16 protein-coding genes and 1 tRNA gene are annotated in these 18,819 nt (G+C 48.0%); 8 read left to right on the forward strand and 9 right to left on the reverse strand.

All coding sequences use genetic code 11. The annotated features are described in order from the left end of the window. The first annotated feature begins 123 nt into the window (after positions 1–123). The 3 genes from MARGE09_RS11045 (at position 124) to MARGE09_RS11055 (ending at position 4,638) form a co-directional block, all read left to right on the forward strand. Positions 124–1,107, forward strand: coding sequence for an alpha/beta hydrolase (locus MARGE09_RS11045; RefSeq protein WP_236981898.1), 984 nt, complete (start codon positions 124–126; stop codon positions 1,105–1,107). Positions 1,108–1,309: 202 nt separating this feature from the next. Then, a complete protein-coding gene (locus MARGE09_RS11050) occupies positions 1,310–3,328 on the forward strand; it encodes a methyl-accepting chemotaxis protein (RefSeq protein ID WP_236981900.1) in 2,019 nt (672 codons plus the stop codon). Continuing rightward, positions 3,325–4,638 carry an ABC transporter substrate-binding protein gene (locus MARGE09_RS11055; protein WP_236981902.1) on the forward strand — a complete coding sequence of 438 codons (1,314 nt, stop codon included), beginning with the start codon at positions 3,325–3,327 and terminating at the stop codon, positions 4,636–4,638. The genes MARGE09_RS11050 and MARGE09_RS11055 overlap by 4 nt, the downstream gene beginning before the upstream one ends. A 28-nt stretch (positions 4,639–4,666) precedes the next feature. Here MARGE09_RS11055 and MARGE09_RS11060 read toward each other — a convergent pair whose 3' ends face one another. Continuing rightward, the gene (locus MARGE09_RS11060) at positions 4,667–5,101 is read right to left on the reverse strand and encodes a GNAT family N-acetyltransferase (protein ID WP_236981904.1); all 435 of its coding nucleotides are present in this window, start codon (positions 5,099–5,101) and stop codon (positions 4,667–4,669) included. Between the two features lie 136 nt (positions 5,102–5,237). On the opposite strand from MARGE09_RS11060, the gene ubiH reads away from it, so the two are divergent. Together ubiH and MARGE09_RS11070 are read left to right on the forward strand one after the other, a co-directional pair. Continuing rightward, positions 5,238–6,488 carry a 2-octaprenyl-6-methoxyphenyl hydroxylase gene (ubiH, locus tag MARGE09_RS11065; protein ID WP_236981906.1) on the forward strand — a complete coding sequence of 417 codons (1,251 nt, stop codon included), beginning with the start codon at positions 5,238–5,240 and terminating at the stop codon, positions 6,486–6,488. Between the two features lie 56 nt (positions 6,489–6,544). Continuing rightward, entirely contained in the window at positions 6,545–7,753 is a 1,209-nt protein-coding gene (locus MARGE09_RS11070; protein ID WP_236981908.1) for an FAD-dependent monooxygenase, read from the forward strand. Between the two features lie 535 nt (positions 7,754–8,288). Here MARGE09_RS11070 and MARGE09_RS11075 read toward each other — a convergent pair. Beyond that, positions 8,289–8,376: transfer RNA gene (locus tag MARGE09_RS11075), tRNA-Ser, on the reverse strand. A 197-nt stretch (positions 8,377–8,573) separates the two neighbouring features. Here MARGE09_RS11075 and MARGE09_RS11080 point away from each other — a divergent pair. Together MARGE09_RS11080 and MARGE09_RS11085 are read left to right on the forward strand one after the other, a co-directional pair. Beyond that, positions 8,574–9,857: a coiled-coil domain-containing protein gene (locus MARGE09_RS11080; protein ID WP_236981910.1), complete on the forward strand. Its 1,284-nt coding sequence runs from the start codon at positions 8,574–8,576 to the stop codon at positions 9,855–9,857. 241 nt (positions 9,858–10,098) lie between these two features. Then, on the forward strand, positions 10,099–11,484 hold the full coding sequence (locus tag MARGE09_RS11085; protein WP_236981912.1) for an adenylate/guanylate cyclase domain-containing protein: 1,386 nt from the start codon (positions 10,099–10,101) through the stop codon (positions 11,482–11,484). A 3-nt stretch (positions 11,485–11,487) separates the two neighbouring features. Here the strand turns inward: MARGE09_RS11085 and MARGE09_RS11090 are convergent, their stop codons facing one another. The 4 genes from MARGE09_RS11090 to MARGE09_RS11105 all read right to left on the reverse strand — a co-directional run bounded on the left by MARGE09_RS11090 (position 11,488) and on the right by MARGE09_RS11105 (position 15,033). Next, on the reverse strand, positions 11,488–12,111 hold the full coding sequence (locus MARGE09_RS11090; RefSeq protein WP_236981914.1) for a BON domain-containing protein: 624 nt from the start codon (positions 12,109–12,111) through the stop codon (positions 11,488–11,490). Positions 12,112–12,180: 69 nt separating this feature from the next. Continuing rightward, positions 12,181–12,768 carry an SIS domain-containing protein gene (locus MARGE09_RS11095; RefSeq protein WP_236981916.1) on the reverse strand — a complete coding sequence of 196 codons (588 nt, stop codon included), beginning with the start codon at positions 12,766–12,768 and terminating at the stop codon, positions 12,181–12,183. A gap of 16 nt (positions 12,769–12,784) precedes the next feature. After that, positions 12,785–13,144 (reverse strand): YraN family protein, encoded by a 360-nt coding sequence (locus MARGE09_RS11100; RefSeq protein ID WP_236981918.1) that lies wholly within the window; start codon positions 13,142–13,144, stop codon positions 12,785–12,787. Positions 13,145–13,155: 11 nt separating this feature from the next. Beyond that, positions 13,156–15,033, reverse strand: coding sequence for a penicillin-binding protein activator (locus MARGE09_RS11105; RefSeq protein ID WP_236981920.1), 1,878 nt, complete (start codon positions 15,031–15,033; stop codon positions 13,156–13,158). 25 nt (positions 15,034–15,058) lie between these two features. Between MARGE09_RS11105 and rsmI the strand changes: the two genes are divergently transcribed. Next, on the forward strand, positions 15,059–15,910 hold the full coding sequence (gene rsmI / locus MARGE09_RS11110) for a 16S rRNA (cytidine(1402)-2'-O)-methyltransferase (protein ID WP_255711636.1): 852 nt from the start codon (positions 15,059–15,061) through the stop codon (positions 15,908–15,910). A 41-nt stretch (positions 15,911–15,951) separates the two neighbouring features. Here the strand turns inward: rsmI and MARGE09_RS11115 are convergent, their stop codons facing one another. The 3 genes from MARGE09_RS11115 to MARGE09_RS11125 are packed head-to-tail and all read right to left on the reverse strand — an operon-like array spanning position 15,952 to position 18,714. After that, complete coding sequence (locus MARGE09_RS11115; protein WP_236981922.1) at positions 15,952–16,686, reverse strand: P-loop NTPase family protein; 735 nt, start codon at positions 16,684–16,686, stop codon at positions 15,952–15,954. A gap of 21 nt (positions 16,687–16,707) precedes the next feature. Then, on the reverse strand, positions 16,708–16,968 hold the full coding sequence (locus tag MARGE09_RS11120; RefSeq protein WP_236981925.1) for a GIY-YIG nuclease family protein: 261 nt from the start codon (positions 16,966–16,968) through the stop codon (positions 16,708–16,710). Positions 16,969–16,995: 27 nt separating this feature from the next. After that, on the reverse strand, positions 16,996–18,714 hold the full coding sequence (locus MARGE09_RS11125; RefSeq protein WP_236981927.1) for a GGDEF domain-containing protein: 1,719 nt from the start codon (positions 18,712–18,714) through the stop codon (positions 16,996–16,998). Positions 18,715–18,819 lie beyond the last annotated feature (105 nt).

The raw sequence follows: 18,819 nt of genomic DNA on the forward strand, positions 1-18,819 counted from the left end.
GTAGGTGGTTTTTAGCTGCCAGCCTTAATTGGGCAAAATGTAGACCCCGCGTGGCTTTACATTTTGCCCAATGTGCCCTTTGCCGATAGACTACCTGCATTCAATTATGATTAAGGGTTTTATATGCAGAGGTATCTGAAGGTTGGTCGAGTAGTGGCATGGCTGTTTGTTACGTTTTTAGCTTTGCCTGTCGCAGCAATGGATGTGCGCACAAATGTACAACTAACACCAGATCATCTCCCACAGGAAGGCGTACCCAAAGGTCGATTAGAAGGCCCTTTTGGTTTTTATAGTACGGTGTTTGATAATACCGTAAGGCGTTATTGGATATTTGTTCCTGCGCAATACGATAAAAGCAAGCCTGCCAGCTTACTGGTTTTTCAAGACGGCCAAAGAGCAACAAACCCCAGTGGCTCTTTGCGTGTGCCGCAAGTTATGGAAAACTTAATCGCCAAAGGGGAGATGCCCGTGACCATAGGGGTGTTTGTTACGCCTGGGCACAAAGCTAAATACTATCCCGATAATTTAGGTATGAGCAATCCGAGTCAGCGCGCGCAAGAGTACGATGCCCTTGATGACCGTTATGCACGCATGCTTATTGAGGAGCTTCTGCCTTTGGTTGGCAAGCGTTACCATTTAACAACTGATCCAGAGCAGCGCGTTATTGGTGGCACTAGTAGTGGTGCTATTGCTGCGTTTACAGCGGCTTGGCAGCGGCCAGATTATTTTCGCAAAGTATTTAGCGGAATCGGCAGTTATGTATCCATAGGCTTTAAGCCTACCGAAAAGCCTATCAAGTTGGGTGGGCAAGATTACCCTGCATTAATTCGTCGCGAGGCTATTCGGCCGCTAAAAATATTTTTTCAAGATGGCATTAACGATATTGATAATGAATGGGGCAATTGGTTTTTAGCCAATCAGCAGATGATAAAAGCATTGGATTACGCTAATCGGCATGCCGACAACCAAAAAATTGGCGGTGCGCGTTATCAATTTACCCATGTCTGGACGGATGGTGAGCATAATGATAGCCATCCAGGGGCGTTATTACCCGAAGGCTTGCGCTGGCTGTGGCAAAGCGAGCCGGAAGAAAAAACACCGTTATAAAATAGTGTTAGTAAAAAAGCGGGTGCCTTTATGAGGCACCCGCTTTTTTTTGGGGCTTAGGAATTGGCAGGCTAGGCCTTGCATTGCCCAGAGCGGGCTAAATAACTGTACTACACTAAAGGCGATAGCCATTAATGTAGGAGTCTTTAGCGGGTATGAGTGGTTTCGAAATTACAGCGCACTTTAGATATTTCAGTTAGTTATGAATTTGTCGGTTATTCACCGCATTGCGGGCGGTTACCTTTTTATTTTGGCGTGCTTGATTGCTATTGCCGTTGCAGGGCTGTCGCGCATTACAAGCATTAATCAAAATTTGCAGGAGGTCTCTCGTCAAGCGGCGCCTATTGGTGATACCACCGCACAGCTAGCTGACGAACTGGCGCTTGCTAACCTCTTAATGTACCAACATTACAACAGTACCGATCCGCAGCAAGCCCTCGATTTTGAAGCGCGCTTTGCTGAATTTAAAAGTAATTATCAGCGTTTATCACAGCAATTATCGGAAAAGCTGCAGCAGGTCGCCGGCGGTGACGGCGAGATAGAGCGGCTAGATCGAATCGCCAAAAAAGCCAACGAAGTCTTTGCCAGCGTAGATCGTTTAATGACTTTAAACCGCGAAAGCCTTTTAGGGTTAAGCCGGTTGTTAAGTTTAAAAGAAGAAATTAAAACGGCAGAAAACGAACTGCATACTGTTTTTGAACGGCTCAAAGTTATTGAGCTTTCGGCGCAAGAAAGGCCATTAATACACGAAGCTATATTAGAGGTTAATCGGGGTGTTTCACTAGCCACCTATATTGCTTTAACCACGCGCTTTGATGAATACAACCAGCTGAGTAATCAGTTTGCTAAATGGTTGGAGCGTTATGTAGAGCTGGGTTATCAGTTAAAGGGACTAGAGCAACAAAGCCAGCATCTAGCGCCAGAACTAATAGAGCTAGGCGATAAAGTCAGCCACCTTGTTTGGATTGTGGCGCGTAACCACGGCTTGTTGGAGTCTCAATCGGGGTATTTAGGTAATGAGACTGTCATGGAGAAAAGCCTCGCCAATAACGAAAAAGACATCAAGCTTATTCGTACAGAATTTGCGATTGTGGGTGGGTTTGCTAAAAACTATACCAACCGTTTAGCCAGTAACGCTGCAAATACCGTTGATGGCGGCAGAACAACGATTCTTGCAATTAGTGCCGTAGCAATTTTGGCTTGCCTTATTATTGCGTTTCTTGTGGTTCGCAGTATTCGATCCCCGCTTAAATATGTGGTGTCGGTATTAGAAAGTATGGCAACCGGGGATTTATCTCAATCGATAGTTGTTTCAAAGAAAGATGAATTTGGTTTATTGCAAGGCTCGGCAAAAACGCTGAGCGAAAATTTGCAAGCTATGATCCAGTCTATTCGTTCGCAATCGCTCTTTATTATGGAGTCGGTTGATCAAACCCGCACAATCACCGAAAAATCGTTAAATAATGTAAACACCCAGCAAGAGCAAACAGAGATGGTTGCTGCGGCTATGCATGAAATGTCCGTTTCTATTAGTGAGGTTTCGCGCAACGCTGAAGATGCTTTTGAAAAAATGGTGGGCGCTCATGAAAATGCTGAACTCAGCCAACAAAAAATTATTGAAAACAAAGAAAAGTCACTACTGCTGCAAGATGAAATGAACAATGCTTGCGGTGTCATTAATGATTTGGATGGTGATGTTCATAAGATCGAGGAAATTATTCAGGTTATTGAAGGCATTGCAGAGCAGACAAACCTATTAGCCTTAAATGCAGCTATCGAAGCTGCACGCGCGGGCGACCAAGGGCGAGGCTTTGCGGTAGTGGCTGACGAAGTAAGAACATTGGCTAAGCGAACGCGACTATCAACTGAAGAGATTAAGTCGAATATTCACCACCTATTGGAAGGGTCGCGTAATGCGGTTGATGTTATTCAACGCTCGCAACAAAAAACGCAGGATTCTGTTGCCAGTGCAGAGTTGATTTCGCGGCAAATAGAGGAAATTGTGACGATGATTTCCAATGCCAAAAATTTAAATATGCAAATTGCAACGTCTTCAGAAGAGCAAAGCCGAACATCAAAAGATATTGACCGCAATGTTGATAGGATTACATCGCTATCGCACGATACGGCTGATGGTGCCGAACAAACACAGCGGCAAGTTGATGGCTTGCACCGCTCTACCCACGAACTAGAAGCGCTTGTGGAGAAATTTACCTTATGAAGGCTTGGCAGCGAGTGAGTTTGATGCAAGCAATACGGCGCCCCTTTTATATTCTGTGGTTAAGTGTGGTGGTTTTTTGCGGTGCCTTGTTACCTTCTTTTTTTGCTGGTGCTAATGCGAGTGAATCCAATACGGTTGTTAAATTTTATACTTGGCGCACGCAAGATAAACCCGTATGGCAAGCGGTTAATGAGAAAAATTTAATCCCCGGTGTCACCGTAGAGGTTGATGCAGTTTTTCGTTCGGTTTATCGCTCTTATGTTTTTTTGGCGTTGCAAAATGGCAAAGCCGATTTGTTCTTATGGCAGCCGGGCGCTACTAATTTACAAGAACTGGTGCGGCGCAATTTTATTGAGCCTTACCCGCACGATTTAAGCATGATGAATTCTGCCGCAATATTGGCAGGCAAAAGCGCACAGGGTATTTCCTATGGTGTGCCTTTTGCCTTGCAGCTGCAATCTATGACGATTAATCGCAAACTATTGCAAAAGCACGGTTTGGATCAAAAACCGCAGACTATGGCCGAGCTAACGCAAATGTTCGAGGCGTTAAAAGCTAAAGGTATAAATCCAATGCACTTGGCGGGAGGTACTAACTGGTATGTTAAGCAAGTATTGGCCGAGGTATTGTTGGCAGGCTTAGTTGACGAGGAATTTGCAGCTGCTTTGCTTGCCGGGGAAGAATGCTTTACATCACCACGCTACCGCTTAATTTTTGAAACCTTGGCACGCTGGCAAGCCCAAGGGTTTGTTAACGATAATATAACTACCGAAGATTATGGCGTAATGGCAAGGGCTGTTGCTGTCGGTAATTCTGCTATGAATATTGATGGTGCATGGATGGCTGGGCCAACGTCCATCTTTTATGAAATAGACCCTAATTTCGAGCTGGGTTTTTGGCCTGTTCCAGGTTTATCGGGAAAAGTTTATGCCTTGGGTGATGGTACTTTCCAGGTAGCTGCTACGTCTAAAGTACGTGCCGCAGCGCAGCAGGTGCTGGAATTTACCACAACGCAAAAATTTGCGGAGCTATTCGCAGAGCACGTAAATGAATTGCCAGCATACGGCGGAGCCTTTTATATTAAAGAGGGCGACCTTAAAAATATGGCCGCGATTGTTGCGGATAATGCTTATCCAGTTAGTCTTTTTACAGCTTATGCGCTTAATCATGACAGCCCTAGTTATAATGATCTTGTCTTTAGGGCGGTCGAGGATATTTTAGCTGGCAGCAAAACCCCTGCTCAGGTGGTCGAAGATATTCAACTGGGGTTGAACAGCTGGGGGTATGTTGGCGCTCTGAACTGTCAGTAAGTTTGGGCTTGTCGTTGAAAAACTTCCTTTATGTGTCTAAAACCCAGCCTCTAGGGTTGCTAACAAAACCTAAAGGGGCGTAGTAGTCGTTGGCATCTGGCGCTGCTAATAAAATGACTTTGCACTTCTTTTGTAGCGCTTGAGTTACGCCTGTTATTAATTGTTTGCCAATGCCTCTTCGCTGTAAATCATTGTGGACTGCTAAGTCTGAAAGGTAGCACGCGTAATGAAAGTCTGTCATTGCGCGCGCAATTCCAACGAGGCGTTTGCCGGCGGGGTTTTCTTGCCAAGCGCTAACAATTAGGTTGCTGTTATTAATCATACCGTCGGTGCAGTGGGTATCGCTTGGCCTGCGCTGCCCTAGCGCGCAATTTTTAAGCAGTTGGCGAAAATCGTCCCCAGTGACTAGGTTGGTGTTTTCGCCGGCGATGTAGCTATGGTAATGAATGTCATTAGTTGGCATGGTGCTGCCTTAGATAAATATGCGCGCGGAGCAAACAAGGAAAGTTAGGTGCGAATACCGTATTATGCCCATAAATAAACGAGAAGTTAAATCGCGCCTATTTCAAGCGTGATGGCATTAAGTAAGGGTGGGGGCTGTGCAAGGGTTGGATATAGGGCAAACATTAGAAGGCGGTGAAAAAGCACAGCCGAGTATTGCCATTGTAGGTGGCGGCATGGTGGGCGCGGTGCTTGCCTTATTGCTCGCGCGCAATTTGCCGTGTGCGCATATTACTTTGTTTGATCGGTACGAAGCGGGCGAGCAAGAAAGGCCAAGTTTTGATCGGCGCTCTACGGCGATAGCGCCTTCTACCGAGCAGTGCTTCCGGCGTTTGGGGCTTTGGGCGGCATTAGCTGCTCACGCGACGCCTATAGAGCAAATCCATGTGTCTGATAAAGGGCATGCTGGCATGGCTTTGTTCGACCCCAGTGATAATAGCGGCGCGCCCTTAGGTTACGTTATTGATAATGGCGGCATGGGGCAGGTACTGCTAGCGGCTGTGAATAATCAACCCAACTTACAGAGCGTTCAGGCCAACGTTAAATCTATTAATATGGTGGCCCTGGGGGCAGTGTTAAATGCTGGTGATACCTCTGGCCAGAATGCGACAGTCTTTGATTTGGTAGTCGTTGCCGATGGTGCGCATTCCTCTTTGCGTAAGCAGCTAGGCATTGATGTGCGGCGAGTTGATTATCAGCAGCACGCCATAGTTGCCAATGTTCGCCATGAGTTACCTCACCAATTACAAGCCTTTGAGCGTTTTACGCCTCGCGGTCCAATTGCGTTGTTGCCTAAAGGCGGGCATGCGAGCAGTTGTGAAAGCGCTTTGGTGTGGACATGCCCCACCGACGAATTACAGAATTATCAAGCGCTTGATGGCGCACAGTTAATTCAGCGTTTGCAGTCGCAGTTTGGTTTTCGCTTGGGGCGCTTATTGGATATCGGTACGCCCAATTTCTACCCGTTAGAGCTGTTAGTCGCGCAAGAGCAAGTGCGCTCGAATGTTGTTTTGATGGGTAATGCGGCCCATTTTTTACATCCGGTGGCGGGGCAGGGCTTTAACTTGTCGGTTCGTGATGCCTTGCGCTTGGTTTCGGTGTTAAAAACAGCGGTTGCTGCCGGTAGTAGTATTGGCGATTTGGCCGTATTGCAAAGTTATGAAAAACAACAAAGGGCCGATCAGCAAAATACCATAGCGCTGAGCCATGGGTTTAACCGTATATTCACTCGCATGCCTTTTCCCATTCAGTTGCTAAGAACTTCAGGGCTTATTGCTCTAGAGCTAAACCCAGTATTGCGTGCGCAATTTATCCGCTTGCTTTCTGGTAGGGCGCAGCCTGCAGCTTAATAAAAAGGCTGCTACGCCAGTAGTTTATTTTTTACCATTTTATAATGGATGGACATATGAATTATCAAACCGATATCACCATTGTTGGCGGGGGTATGGCCGGTGCGGCACTGGCACTGGCGTTGGCGCAGGAAACCCAGTGGAGCATTGCGCTAATTGATGCCGGCGCAAGCGGCGACAAGGCTGCAACGGCCCCCCCCGTTTTGGCTAGCCGGGTAGTTGCATTAAACGAAGCTTCTATCAATTGGTTGACTCGGTTAGGCGTATGGCCTGAGCTTCAGGCCGCATATTATAGCCCCTACCAAAAGATGGTGGTTTGGGATGGCGAGGGAACCGGCGAAGTTACCTTTGATGCTGCCGATGAGCATCAAACACAGCTTGGTACCATTGTTGAAAATAATCACCTACTTACTCGGTTGTGGGGTGCGTTACAGGCAACCGGCCGTATTCATGTGGTTACAGCGGATGCGGTGAGTGATGTTGTTTTTTCGCAGGGGCAAGCAAAACACTGTGTGGAGCTTAAGTCGGGTTCGAAGTTTAAAACTTCTTTAGTTGTCGCGGCTGATGGCGCCGAATCGGTAGTGCGTACAATGGCCGGTTTAGGGGTAAGCGAAAATGACTATGGCCATAGTGCAATTGTTGCAACGGTAGAAACACAGCACGCGCACGATGGCGTAGCGTTCCAGCGTTTTTCAAATACAGGCCCGCTTGCATTTTTGCCTCTGCCATCAAAAGAGGGTAAGCATTACTGCTCAATTGTCTGGTCGCAACAGCAAGCCGTTGCTGACGAGCTACTAGCATTGGATGATGCAGCTTTTGTGCTCAAGCTGGAACGTGCCATCGAGCATCGCCTTGGTCGCGTACTGAGTGTGCATAATCGAGCGGCGTACCCACTAAAAGAGCGACATGCAAATAGTTACTATCGTGCAGGTTTAGCGCTAATCGGTGATGCGGCCCATACCCTTCACCCCCTTGCAGGGCAGGGTATTAATTTAGGTTTTGCTGATGCGCAAGCGCTAGCTACCGAGCTAAAGCGCGCACAAATCCGAGGGTTGCCTTTAGCCGAGCCAAGCGTATTAACCCGATACCAGCGCCAGCGCCGAGCACACAACACCGCGGCAATTAAAGCCATGGCCGCTTTTAAGGTTTTATTCGAAGCCAAAAGCCCGATGGTTGGCTTGCTAAGAAACGAAGGCATGCGCCTATTCAATCAAATGCCATGGCTAAAGCGTCAAGCGATAAAAGTGGCAAGAGGGAGCCTTTAAGTTGTTTACTGTTTAGATGGGCGAAAGTAGGGGGTTGCGAGTGCAGCTCGCGCTACCGAAGCGACTGCCGTTTACGGCAGGCCGACGCTTGCGACCGTTAGCCATAAAAAAAGCCTGACAGTGTCAGGCCTCTTTAATATGGCGGTGAGGGGCGAAGGTAGGGTTTTCGCGAGTGGAGCTCGCGCTACCGAAGCGACTGCCGTTTACGGCAGGCCGACGCTTGCGACCGTTAGCCATAAAAAAAGCCTGACAGTGTCAGGCCTCTTTAATATGGCGGTGAGGGGCGAAGGTAGGGTTTTCGCGAGTGCAGCTCGCGCTACCGAAGCGACTGCCGTTTAAGGCAGGCCGACGCTTGCGACCGTTAGCCATAAAAAAAGCCTGACAGTGTCAGGCCTCTTTAATATGGCGGTGAGGGGCGAAGGTAGGGTTTTCGCGAGTGCAGCTCGCGCTACCGAAGCGACTGCCGTTTACGGCAGGCCGACGCTTGCGACCGTTAGCCATAAAAAAAGCCTGACAGTGTCAGGCCTCTTTAATATGGCGGTGAGGGAGGGATTCGAACCCTCGAGGCCTTGCGACCTACACACTTTCCAGGCGTGCTCCTTCGACCACTCGGACACCTCACCAATAACCTTTGAGTTTTCAACACGTTAAGCGTGCTTTCGCTCAAATAAGGCGCGCAACTTTACCGAAGAGTCTCGGTAAAGGCAAATGTTATTGCGGCTTTTCTTTTTCCGTTCGGCAAGTCGGCAGTATTTGAACCATACTAATACAAAAGTCCATTTTTAACGCATGACAGCTAACGAGAGTATGTAAGGGGCGCATGGAGGTTAAGACATTTACGTTCATCGTATTGGCAGAGCTTTGTATATTGTCTGTGTTGATGGTGTTCGGCCTTATTTTTTATATTCAAAAGCTAAAGCAGCAGCTGAAAAAGGCACTTGCGGCACAAGCGAAGCCTGCCGCGCAAACCTCTGCGCCTGATGAGCCGCCAAACCCTGTTGATGAACTGGTGCAACAGCGCGATGTTATGCCTGATAATCTGAAGCAAAAAACCTACACCGCTTATATTGATGATGAGCTGATGAATGTGCGCAGGCACCATGAAGAGTTGGGTGGCGGCCGTGATATCGCCTTGGATATTGACCCGAGTGCACCATTAGAACGAAGGATAGCGGCGGTAAGGCACGCGGTATTAATTGCTGAGCGAGAGGCTACGCTGACGGAAGAGGTTAATTGGACCAGCTTGAAGGGGCGGTATAAGGCATTGCTGAGTTACTACGAAGACTTCCCTTCGCTAAAGGCCGAAGCGCGGATTCACGAATTGAGTGAAGCTTTGCGTTCGGCGCAAAAGCACGTTGCTTCCATTGAAAAATATAAAGGGCTGTATTTTGATTTGGAGGCCAGTTGGCACGCGAGTAAAAACCAGGCGGATGAGTACTACGAGCAAATCAAAGGGCGCGTGGATAAAAATGACGAAGGGGCCGATGGCTTAATTGAGTTGGTCGGCGAGTATCACCGTAGTTATGACAGCGTTAATGTGATTTTTGATAGCCAGATGCCGCTGCCAGAGACCATAGAAGCGGCTAGCGAAGAGCTTAGAGCCCTGCGTCGGACCACGGCCGAGCAGCATCGCTTGATTGATGATCTTAAAAAGCAAATCGATAATGCTACTGATGATAATGCCAAAGTAGCCCTTATTCGCAACTTAGAAGATGAGCTTAATCGGCAGCAACGCTTTTTGCGGGAGTCTGAGTCGTGTGTCAAATTAATGGAGGATGAGCTGTCAGTTACGCATAAAGAGTTGCAAAGCTTGAAAGCTAAATTGAAGGAGTTACCAAGTTTGCGTGCGCACTTAAAAGAGTTGCAGGACGAGTCTGGAGTGAGTGATGTGATGATTAACCGCTTGAAAGATGAAGTGTGTGACTTGAAGCTTGAGTTGTCCAGTAATGCCGAATCCTATGCCTCACAAGCGGTTCGCACTGTGGCGGCGAGCCCTGCTGCATCAGCTGAGCAGGACCCTGAGCTAGCAAAAGAGCTCAGTGCGTTGAAAAAGCAATATGCCGAACTAGAAGAGCGGTATTTGGATTTAAAGCTTCAGGGGTAGCCGTGTCGGTCGCGCTGCTTATGATTGAGGTTTCAGTAAAGGTCAATATGGACAATAGCGCGTAAAAGGCGTTTAATGCACAGCAATAATTAAGCACCTTTAATAACTATAGATATAGCAAAAAGTTTTAATAAAGACAGGCTTCGCTGGTTTTTGTTGAAGCTATAAGCATATGGTGCAATAAGCGTTCATCGAACAGACGATGAGAACAAGGTAAACACAATAACAATTGAGTGCGCATATGAGCGACAACTCAGCTAACAGCAAGAATTCCTCTCATTCTGAGGTTTCCTTGCGTCAGCACGACATTCGAGCTCTGATCTGCTTTGCAGCAGCGGGCACGGCGATTACCCACGTCAACTGGCCAGAAATCGATTGGCTTTTGTTTGGCGCAGGCTTGCTGGTGGGCGTGTATACGGTTGTTAGCTACTTCTTTATTAAGCGTCGAGTCATGAGCCAGCATAAGGCTTTTGACCGTTTTATGATGGCTGATGCGGCTGTGATTGGTGCGGTACTGAGTTTATGTGACTTTAGTGTGTTACCAACGATTATGTTTGTCACGATGGTGCAGTTCAACAGCCTGATTAACGGCGGTATTCGCAAGTGGGTGCTCGATACGCTGGCGCTATTGTTGGGCGTGGCCGCAAGTTTTGCTCTCCATAGGCCTGAGTGGAATTATTCTAGCCGCTTGGAAATTAGCAGTATTAGCCTTGTCGGTATCTTCGTTTATTTTTGTGCTTATGCGCTTTATGCATACAACCGTATGCGCAAGCTCACCGAGCAGGTTAAGCGCCTTTCTAGTGAGCATACGCTTTATAAACTCAAAACCTATAAGCTTGCACGTTACTTGCCGCCAACAGTGTGGAAGGCCATTAGCGAGGGGCGCGAGCAATCGCTTACCACCGAGCGCAAGCGGGTGACGGTGTTTTTCTCTGATATACAAGGTTTCAGCACGTTAGCCGAAGAGCTGGAAGCAGAAACGCTGACAGAACTGCTCAATTCTTACCTTACCGAAATGGCGCGTATTGCGGCCAAGCACAAGGGCACCATCGATAAGTTTATGGGTGATGCCGTGATGGTTATTTTTGGTGACGCGCAAAGTGAGGGCATGAAAATGGATTGCCTGCGCTGCGTATCTATGGCAATTGAGATGCGTAAAAAAATGCAAGAATTGCAGGCGCGCTGGTATAACCAAGGTATCAAAAAGCCGATGTTAATTCGCATGGGAATTAATACGGGCTATTGTACGGTCGGATCTTTTGGTACCAGCCATTACATGGATTACACCGTACTGGGTACACACGCTAACATTGCTTCGCGCTTAGAGTCTGCTGCAGAGCCTGGGGAGATTCTTATTTCTCACGAAACTTGGTCTTTAGTTAAAGATGTGGTGATGTGTCGTGACCAAGGCGAGATTAACGTTAAAGGCTTGACTCACCCGGTAAGAATTTATCAGGTTGTCGATTTCCGAAAAGACTTAGGCAAAGGACAGACTTGGTTTGAAGAAAATATGACAGGCTTCTCGATGCATATGGATTTAGAGAAAATCCGCAATTACGATAAAGACCGCGTTGTTGAAATGCTCAACAACGCAGCGGCACGCCTTAAGGGTAAAAGCATTAAATAAGTTTTAGTGAGGGGCTCTTTCGTGTTCGGGGACGAGCTCTACGGCGCGTACGACCTTGGTTACCCCTTCCGTTGTCCTTGCTAGCTCGGTGACATGCTGGGTTTCACTTTCGGTGAGCAAGCCCATAATGTAAACCACGCGATTCTCCACCACAATTTTTACGCGGTTAGATTCTATTTCTGTACTACCAATTAATTTGGTGCGTATTTTGGTGCCTATCCAATTATCGTTTGCGCGCGAATATATCGAGGCTTTGCTGGCGACGCTAAGCTGATTGTGAACTTGGCGTACCGAGTTGATATTACGTGCGGTTTCACCGGCCAGTTCGCGTAGCTTCGCAGAGGGAACTTCCCCAGTGAGTAACACCACGCCGTTATAACTCAGCACTGTAATGTTTGCTTCGTCTAAGGATGGGTCCGCTTTGACAAGGTTAACTTTAAGGTGGGTGGTAATTTGTCGGTCATCAAAAACTTCTCCCATGGTACGCTGCCCTGGGTCTTGTTCTATTGGTCCTTGATGGGTGGCAGCCAAAAAGCTAGAGCAGCCGCCAAGGCTTGCGCTGATAAGGCATACCGATATTGTGTGAGGTAGACGTTCAAGCATTGCAGGGATACAGCGTTTTTTCATAGGTAGTAGTCGGAGTTCGCGGTGTCTTTTGTTGGGAGGAGCTTTTTTTAGCTTGGTTGGTTATGTCGATTACTCGATACCAAAAAGGTTTCGATCAATAAGGTCGCATAGGCAATATAAACTGAGCAAGTGAATTTCGTGAATTCGGCTGCGTGAGTCAATATCGGCTCTTAGCTCAATATCGTGGGTGTCTAGTAGGCTTGCAATGTCGCCGCCGTCACGCCCTGTGAGGGCGATAACATTTAGGCCGCGGTCGTGCGCAGTGGTTACGGCCTGAATTAAGTTAGAGGCATTGCCGCTGGTTGTGATCACCACTAGCGTGTCGCCTTCTTCGCCCAGTGCGCGTATAGGCTTTGCGTAAACTTCGTTGTAGTGCGCAGGTGTCACCATAGCTGTATAGCTCGCCATATTGGCGCCCAACCAAATAGATGGCAGGCTAGGGCGCTCTTTTTCGTAGCGGTCGATAAGTGCTGCGCTAAACATTTGGGCTAGCGCCGAGGATGGGCCGTTGCCGCAAACTAGAACTTTGCCCTCGTGCAGTAGTGTTTGCACCAGTGAATCAGCTGCTTGCGCGATTAAGGGCGCCAGTGTTTCACCAACATTCATTTTGGCTTCAATACTAGCCTGAAACATTTCGTATACGCGTTGTGATGACATGTTAATTCACTGCTTATTAGTTCGCTAAAAAGGCATTTTGAATCCACTCGATAGAGCTGGCTTCAAGATTAATAATTCCGATCACATCAAAACGAATTTGTGCGCTGCTGGGCACTGCGCGCTCGGCAATAAAGTGCTGAGTGGATAATATGATCTTGCGCTGTTTTGTTTTTGTTACCCACTCGGCAGGGGTGCCAAAGTGTGTGTTTTTACGGTTTTTCACTTCAACAAATAACCATTGCTGCTGCCGTTTAAAAACTAAGTCAATTTCGCCTTGCGGGCAATGATAGTTCTCGGCAACAAAGCTAAAGCCTTGTTGCTCAAGAAAATGTTTGGCTAATTGCTCGGCAGCTGCGCCGGTGTCGCGGCTTGTCATTGTATGGCTAATTAATTGTCATAGTGTGCGGTAAGTGCTTTGATTCTGCCATGACTAAACTGCGCCCACTGTTGTGTGCGTTCAAATAGGCGTTGTTCTGTCAGCGATAAAATACCGGTTTGCCCCCAAAAGTTGGCGCGTTTGGAAGCGCTTAATTGTTCAAGCCTTGGGTACAAATAATAAGCGTCGACGCCGAGTGCATATAAGCGCTGGCTGCGAGCATTTAACGACTTGCCCTGCAAAATGGCTGATCTTTCTGGTGTTTCTTGGAAAAACCACGGTAAGTTGCTAAAGGTAATACCGTTGAGGTCGGGTTCTTTTTTATTATTGCCGCCTTCATAAATACTACTGGTGCTGTAAATGGGAATGTCGCCGGCGTAATGAAATGCCAGTAAAGGCTTAATTTGTCGGCCTTGTCGCGGCTGCGCGACAAGGAATACCATATCAATATCTTGCCGGCGGCGCGGTTCAAATTCAAAACGTCCTACTAATTGCCGTAGCTCGCGAGCACGTGTTTTGCTGATGTCTAAGTGCATAGCGTGCTCTATAACTTGGGACAGCTTTCGCTCGTCGGAATAACGCACGCTATCCACTACGGTGCCACCTAGTGCTTGCCATCTTTCGTTGAATACTTGGCTGGCGCGATCACCGAGGTTGTTGGTGGGCGCTAAAATTAAAGCTGTGCGCTTGCCGTCTGTGAATGCTCGCAAAGCGGTTTGTGCAGCCTCGTCTTCAATGCCTAACCCTAATTGAAATAGCTGCTTAGGGTAAGCGTTCGAGGGCTCAATTTGGTTGAGCACTAGCGTGGGTACTGCCAGTTCGGGGCGCAATGCTAGCTCGCTAATTTTTTCTTTGCTTAGCGGGCCAATGACTACTTCGGCGCCTTGAGACACCGCAAAATCGTAGTGCTCATTTATGTTGCCTTGGCTGACATCATAAATATTAATTTGCGGTGTCTGGCCACCAGCGTTTTTATTGGTGAAATAGGCGGCCATAAAACCGTCGCGAATCGCTTCGGCAATGGGGGCCAGTTTATTGCTAAGGGGCAGTAGCAGCGCAATGTTTTGTGGTTGATTGTTTACCACTTCAGCTATCAGCGCTAAATCTGCGGGCAGTGGGTTGTTGGCTGGGTGCTCTGGCCATTGCTGCTGCCATTGTGTAAGCGCGCTATATTGCTGATTGATATTGCGCTGGTTATTTTTGCTCACAATGGCAAGCTCGTACCAGCCCAGCGCTTGATGGTGTGTGCTGGCTTGGCTTAGCGCGTTGAGTTGCTGAATGTCGAGATCCATAAGTGTCATCCAAATAAGCTCTTGGTTTATTTGGGCGTCGGATGCACTGCTTTCGCCGGTGGTCTCTTGTGCCTGAAGGTGGCGGCTCAACGCGATGCGCTCGTTAATCACTTGGTCGGGTTCGCCAAGGCTGTTATAAATTTGAGCTCTTAATTCGTGCAGTTGGCTAGCTTGGCGGTGTGTGATCGCAAGCGCGGGTTCGGCATCTATGGCTGTGGGCGCTACCAGCAAGGCAGCTAAGCGCTCATTTTCGAGTAACCCTTTAGCGGCGTAAAGATTATCAAGCTGAAGGTACGCTTGGCTTTGAATCTCAACCTGTTTGGCGTAGAGTGCGTCGCCTAGCTGGCTGGGGTTGAGTGTACGGGTAATATCGAGGGCGCGGTTGGCGTCTTCCAAGCTAAGGAATAGCTCTGCCGCGGCCAATATTTGCTTTTGTTGGGCGGCGCCTTGCAGCAAGCTGGCGTTGGCTAATAACTGCTCCGCATCAGCAAAGGTTACGCTCACCTCGTCTGAGCTCGCGTCTTTTGTTCCGGTGCTTTGGCAGCCAGAGAATATAAAGCTTGAAAGTAACAAGCTGTATGCCAAACGTTTTTTCATTTAGCTAAAACCTTAGGAGGTATTTGTGTCGAATAGCACCGCAGGTGGCACGTTATATATTGTGGCCACACCTATCGGTAATTTGGGCGATATGGTACAGCGTGCCATTGATATTCTCCACAAGGTGGACGTGATTGCTGCCGAAGATACGCGCCATAGTGCCAAATTGCTGCAGCATTTTGGTATATCAACAGCCACAACGGCCTATCACGATCACAGTGACGAGGCTAAAACGCAGTCATTGATTGAGCAGTTAGGGAGCGGCGAGAGCATTGCTTTGATTAGCGATGCAGGAACGCCATTAATTTCTGACCCTGGTTACCGCCTTGTTCACGAAGCGCGCAAGCAGGGTTTAAGGGTAGAGCCTATTCCCGGTGCTTGTGCATTTGTCGCTGCATTGTGTGCTAGTGGCTTACCGAGTGACCGTTTTAGTTTTGAGGGGTTTTTACCCGCTAAATCCACTAACCGCGAGCAGGTATTAAGCGCGGTATGTGAAGACTCTCGTACGCTGATTTTTTACGAATCGCCTCACCGGATTAGCGCTAGCCTAGAGTCCATCGCTTTGGTGATGGGGGCTGAACGCGAGATGGTGCTTGCGCGCGAGCTAACAAAAACGTTCGAAACCTTTATTGGCGGTACTGTCGCGGAGGTTATTGCGGTGTTAGAGCAAGATGCTAATCAAAAGCGTGGCGAGATGGTTTTGATGATAAAAGGGTTTGAGGCCCAGGCCGAGCGTGAAGTGAGTCGTGAGGTGGAAAATATGCTGGCCATTTTGTGTGAGGAATTACCCTTAAAAAAGGCAGCTGCGCTTACGGCTAAAATTACAGGGCTTAAAAAAAATGTTCTGTATCAATTAGGGTTAGATCTGAATAAATAATGGCGAGCCTTGCGGGCTCGCCAGCGTTTTGTTTACTAGGGTTACAGCTCGTATAAGCCTTCAAGTAGCGGGTCAGGCGCACTGGCAGCGGTTTCAAATAGGCTGTCGAAGCCTGCATAGGTGTTGTTTATCCACACTTTAACGCGGTGCCTTTCGGTTAGCGTCATGATGTTGATGTTGTTGGCAGCAGCCCAAAAGCTGCTGTTATTAAAGTCGACTTTTTGCGTCAACCTCGCGTGTAGTGCGGGTAGCTCAAACATATGAGCGCCACGAGATAAAGCTTTTTGGTAAATAGGGGTATCTTCAAAAAGGTCGAAGTTATCGCCGCGCCCCATATTTTTAACCACAACAAGCTTAAGATTCGTTTGTGTCACATTATCGAGCATTACGTCTAGTAGGCGGGCCGAGTCTGCCCCGTCATCCATCACGTGCCACAGAAATACCTCGAAGCCTAAGCTATCAAAAATGCAGAAAATATCACTGTCCTCAAACCACTTGTGCAGGTGGCGTGTGGTTTGCGCGGCAAGGTCTACAATGATTTCGGCGTCTGGGTGTTTTTCGGCGGCTTCGACAATCTGGTCGAGGCTAGAAAAATCTTCAACCAAAACCGGTGATGTGAAAGCATTGTAAAAGCGAGAAAAAGTTCGGTGTGAGCGGTCTGTATCAAAGCCGATTAGGTGCCGCTTGTGATCAATGGTGTATTGAGCTAATAGTCGCGAGGTTAGCGATTTACCGACACCCCCTTTTTCGCCACCGACAAAATGTATACGACCCATTGGGTTCCCCTTGAAGTTGATTTATGTTGTTGAAAGTTGAATGAGTTGCTCTTTTTGTATCTTGCTAAGTTGCTTGATACGGTATTCGCGTTGGTAGGCTAGCTGTTTACTGATAAAGCTTTCTTGATACTCGAGCGTAATAGGGCGCCGCACGCGGGTGTATTTGGCGCTTTTTTTATTGCAATTATTGTGCTCGTTTATGCGTCGCTCGACATCAATCGTAACGCCGGTGTAGAGGCTGTTATCGCTACAACGGGCAATGTATAAATACCATGCCGGCATAATCAATTTACCTGCGTGTAAAAGCGGTTACTCAACAGCAACCACTTGGTCTTTACCGTTGCGCTTGGCGCGGTAAAGTGCTTTGTCGGCTTCGTTGAGCGCAAAGCTGATATCTTTGGGTTGGGTTAAGCACACGCCAATACTGCAGGTGGCGTACAGGTTGGTTGGGCCGACCACCATGGGTTTGGCCTTGATGATGGTTCTTATTCGATCAGCTAGCAGAAGGGCGCCTGCGGCATCGATATCGGCGGCAACCACGGCGAACTCTTCCCCCCCAATGCGAAATAGCTTGTCGCCATTGCGCAGGCAGTTTTGTGTTGTTTGGCTAAACGTTTGCAAAACGCGATCGCCGGTGGGGTGGCCGTAGGTGTCGTTAATGGCTTTAAAGTTATCAATGTCCAAAATAAAGACGGCAATGCGCTTTTCGTCTTTGCGCTGGCTTCGACTGAGTTTCGCGCAATGATTTTCAAATTCTACTCGGCTGCCTGCGCCGGTTAGGGTGTCTAGTTTGAGTTGTTGTTCTAGGTCGAAAATCTTATTGGCAATATCACTGTTGTTGCGCAGTACGGCCACAATGTGCGTGGCACCTGTGGCTTGGCGCTTGCTGAGGTTGAGCGAGGCAGGTATTTTTTGCCCTAAGCGGTTTTGGATCAAAATGTTTATGGGGCGGCTGCGGCGTAGCGATAAGCGCGGCGAGCGAAAAAATTGGTGAATTAAGCGCTCAAACCGAGAGAATTGTTCGCCGGGTATTAATGTGCCAAAGCCAATATTTTGTAGGTCCTCTTTGTTCCAACCAAATAGTAGTGCCGCGCCATGATTTGCGTGCAGTACTTGTAATTGCTGGTCGAGCAATAAAATAGCATCGGGCGATAGTTCGAGCACTTCGCTGATGTGGTTTTGTAATTGCGAGTTTTTACGCTGTTCGCGAACAAATTTCTTGAGCCAGCTTTCTTGCACGATAGCGTTGTTGGCAAGCACTGTGGCAATTAATAATGTGGTAAATAAACAAAAAATGGCTGCGGCAAACCCTGCCCGCAAATAGCCTAGGTCAACCGCCAGTGCGAGGCTTGAGCCAATACTGAGTGGCACGATAAGAACCAGCATAAACAGCCATTGGAAATTGCGCGCGTAATGGCTATTGCGGGTGAGTAAGCCGGCGGCGCCTTTGCTGGTGGTTTGGCTTAATAGTGCAAAGAAGGTCAGTAATAGCGCTGCGGCAGTGGGCACGGGTAGCACCCATTGGTCATAGCTGGAATACATCGCAACAGGATCAAAGATATAAGAAAAGATGCTCAGCAGCGGGATTAGTGTAAATACGGTTAATAGGCCGTCGTACAAAATAATGTGCGTTTGCGGCAATGTGCGCCCGGTTAGCACTAGCACGCCAATCATAGCGAGCGTAATTGGGGTGAGTAAGATCGAACTTGGCAGTACGTTGCTATAGCTAGCGCTTGTTGAAAGCTGGTCAGCGATTAGACATGCTGGTATAGACGCTAGCCCAAGAATGCTAAAGGCTCGACTTAGTGTAAGTTTTTGTAGTAGCTGACAACCGAGGGCGCAGCCAATTAGGAATAAATTAATGGCGGCCAGCAGGCTCATTGGTGGGCTAAATGGAAATGGGGATAGAGCGTTTTGCTGGCCGAAAGCGATACTCAAAAGATTGGCGCCACTTAGCACCAGTACCAACAAGGTGGCCACTGTGGCATTCAGTGATTTGGCACTTTTGCCGTTAAATTCGTCCGTCACGAGTCGTTGCGTCTTCCGATAGTCACATTGCTGAGCAGTTGTGCATCTCTTCAAACCACCCGAGAGGCTCTGCAGGCTCTATTAAATACTTTGTTAAAATAAGAT

The organism is Marinagarivorans cellulosilyticus (assembly GCF_021655555.1).
GTDB classification, from domain to species: domain Bacteria; phylum Pseudomonadota; class Gammaproteobacteria; order Pseudomonadales; family Cellvibrionaceae; genus Marinagarivorans; species Marinagarivorans cellulosilyticus.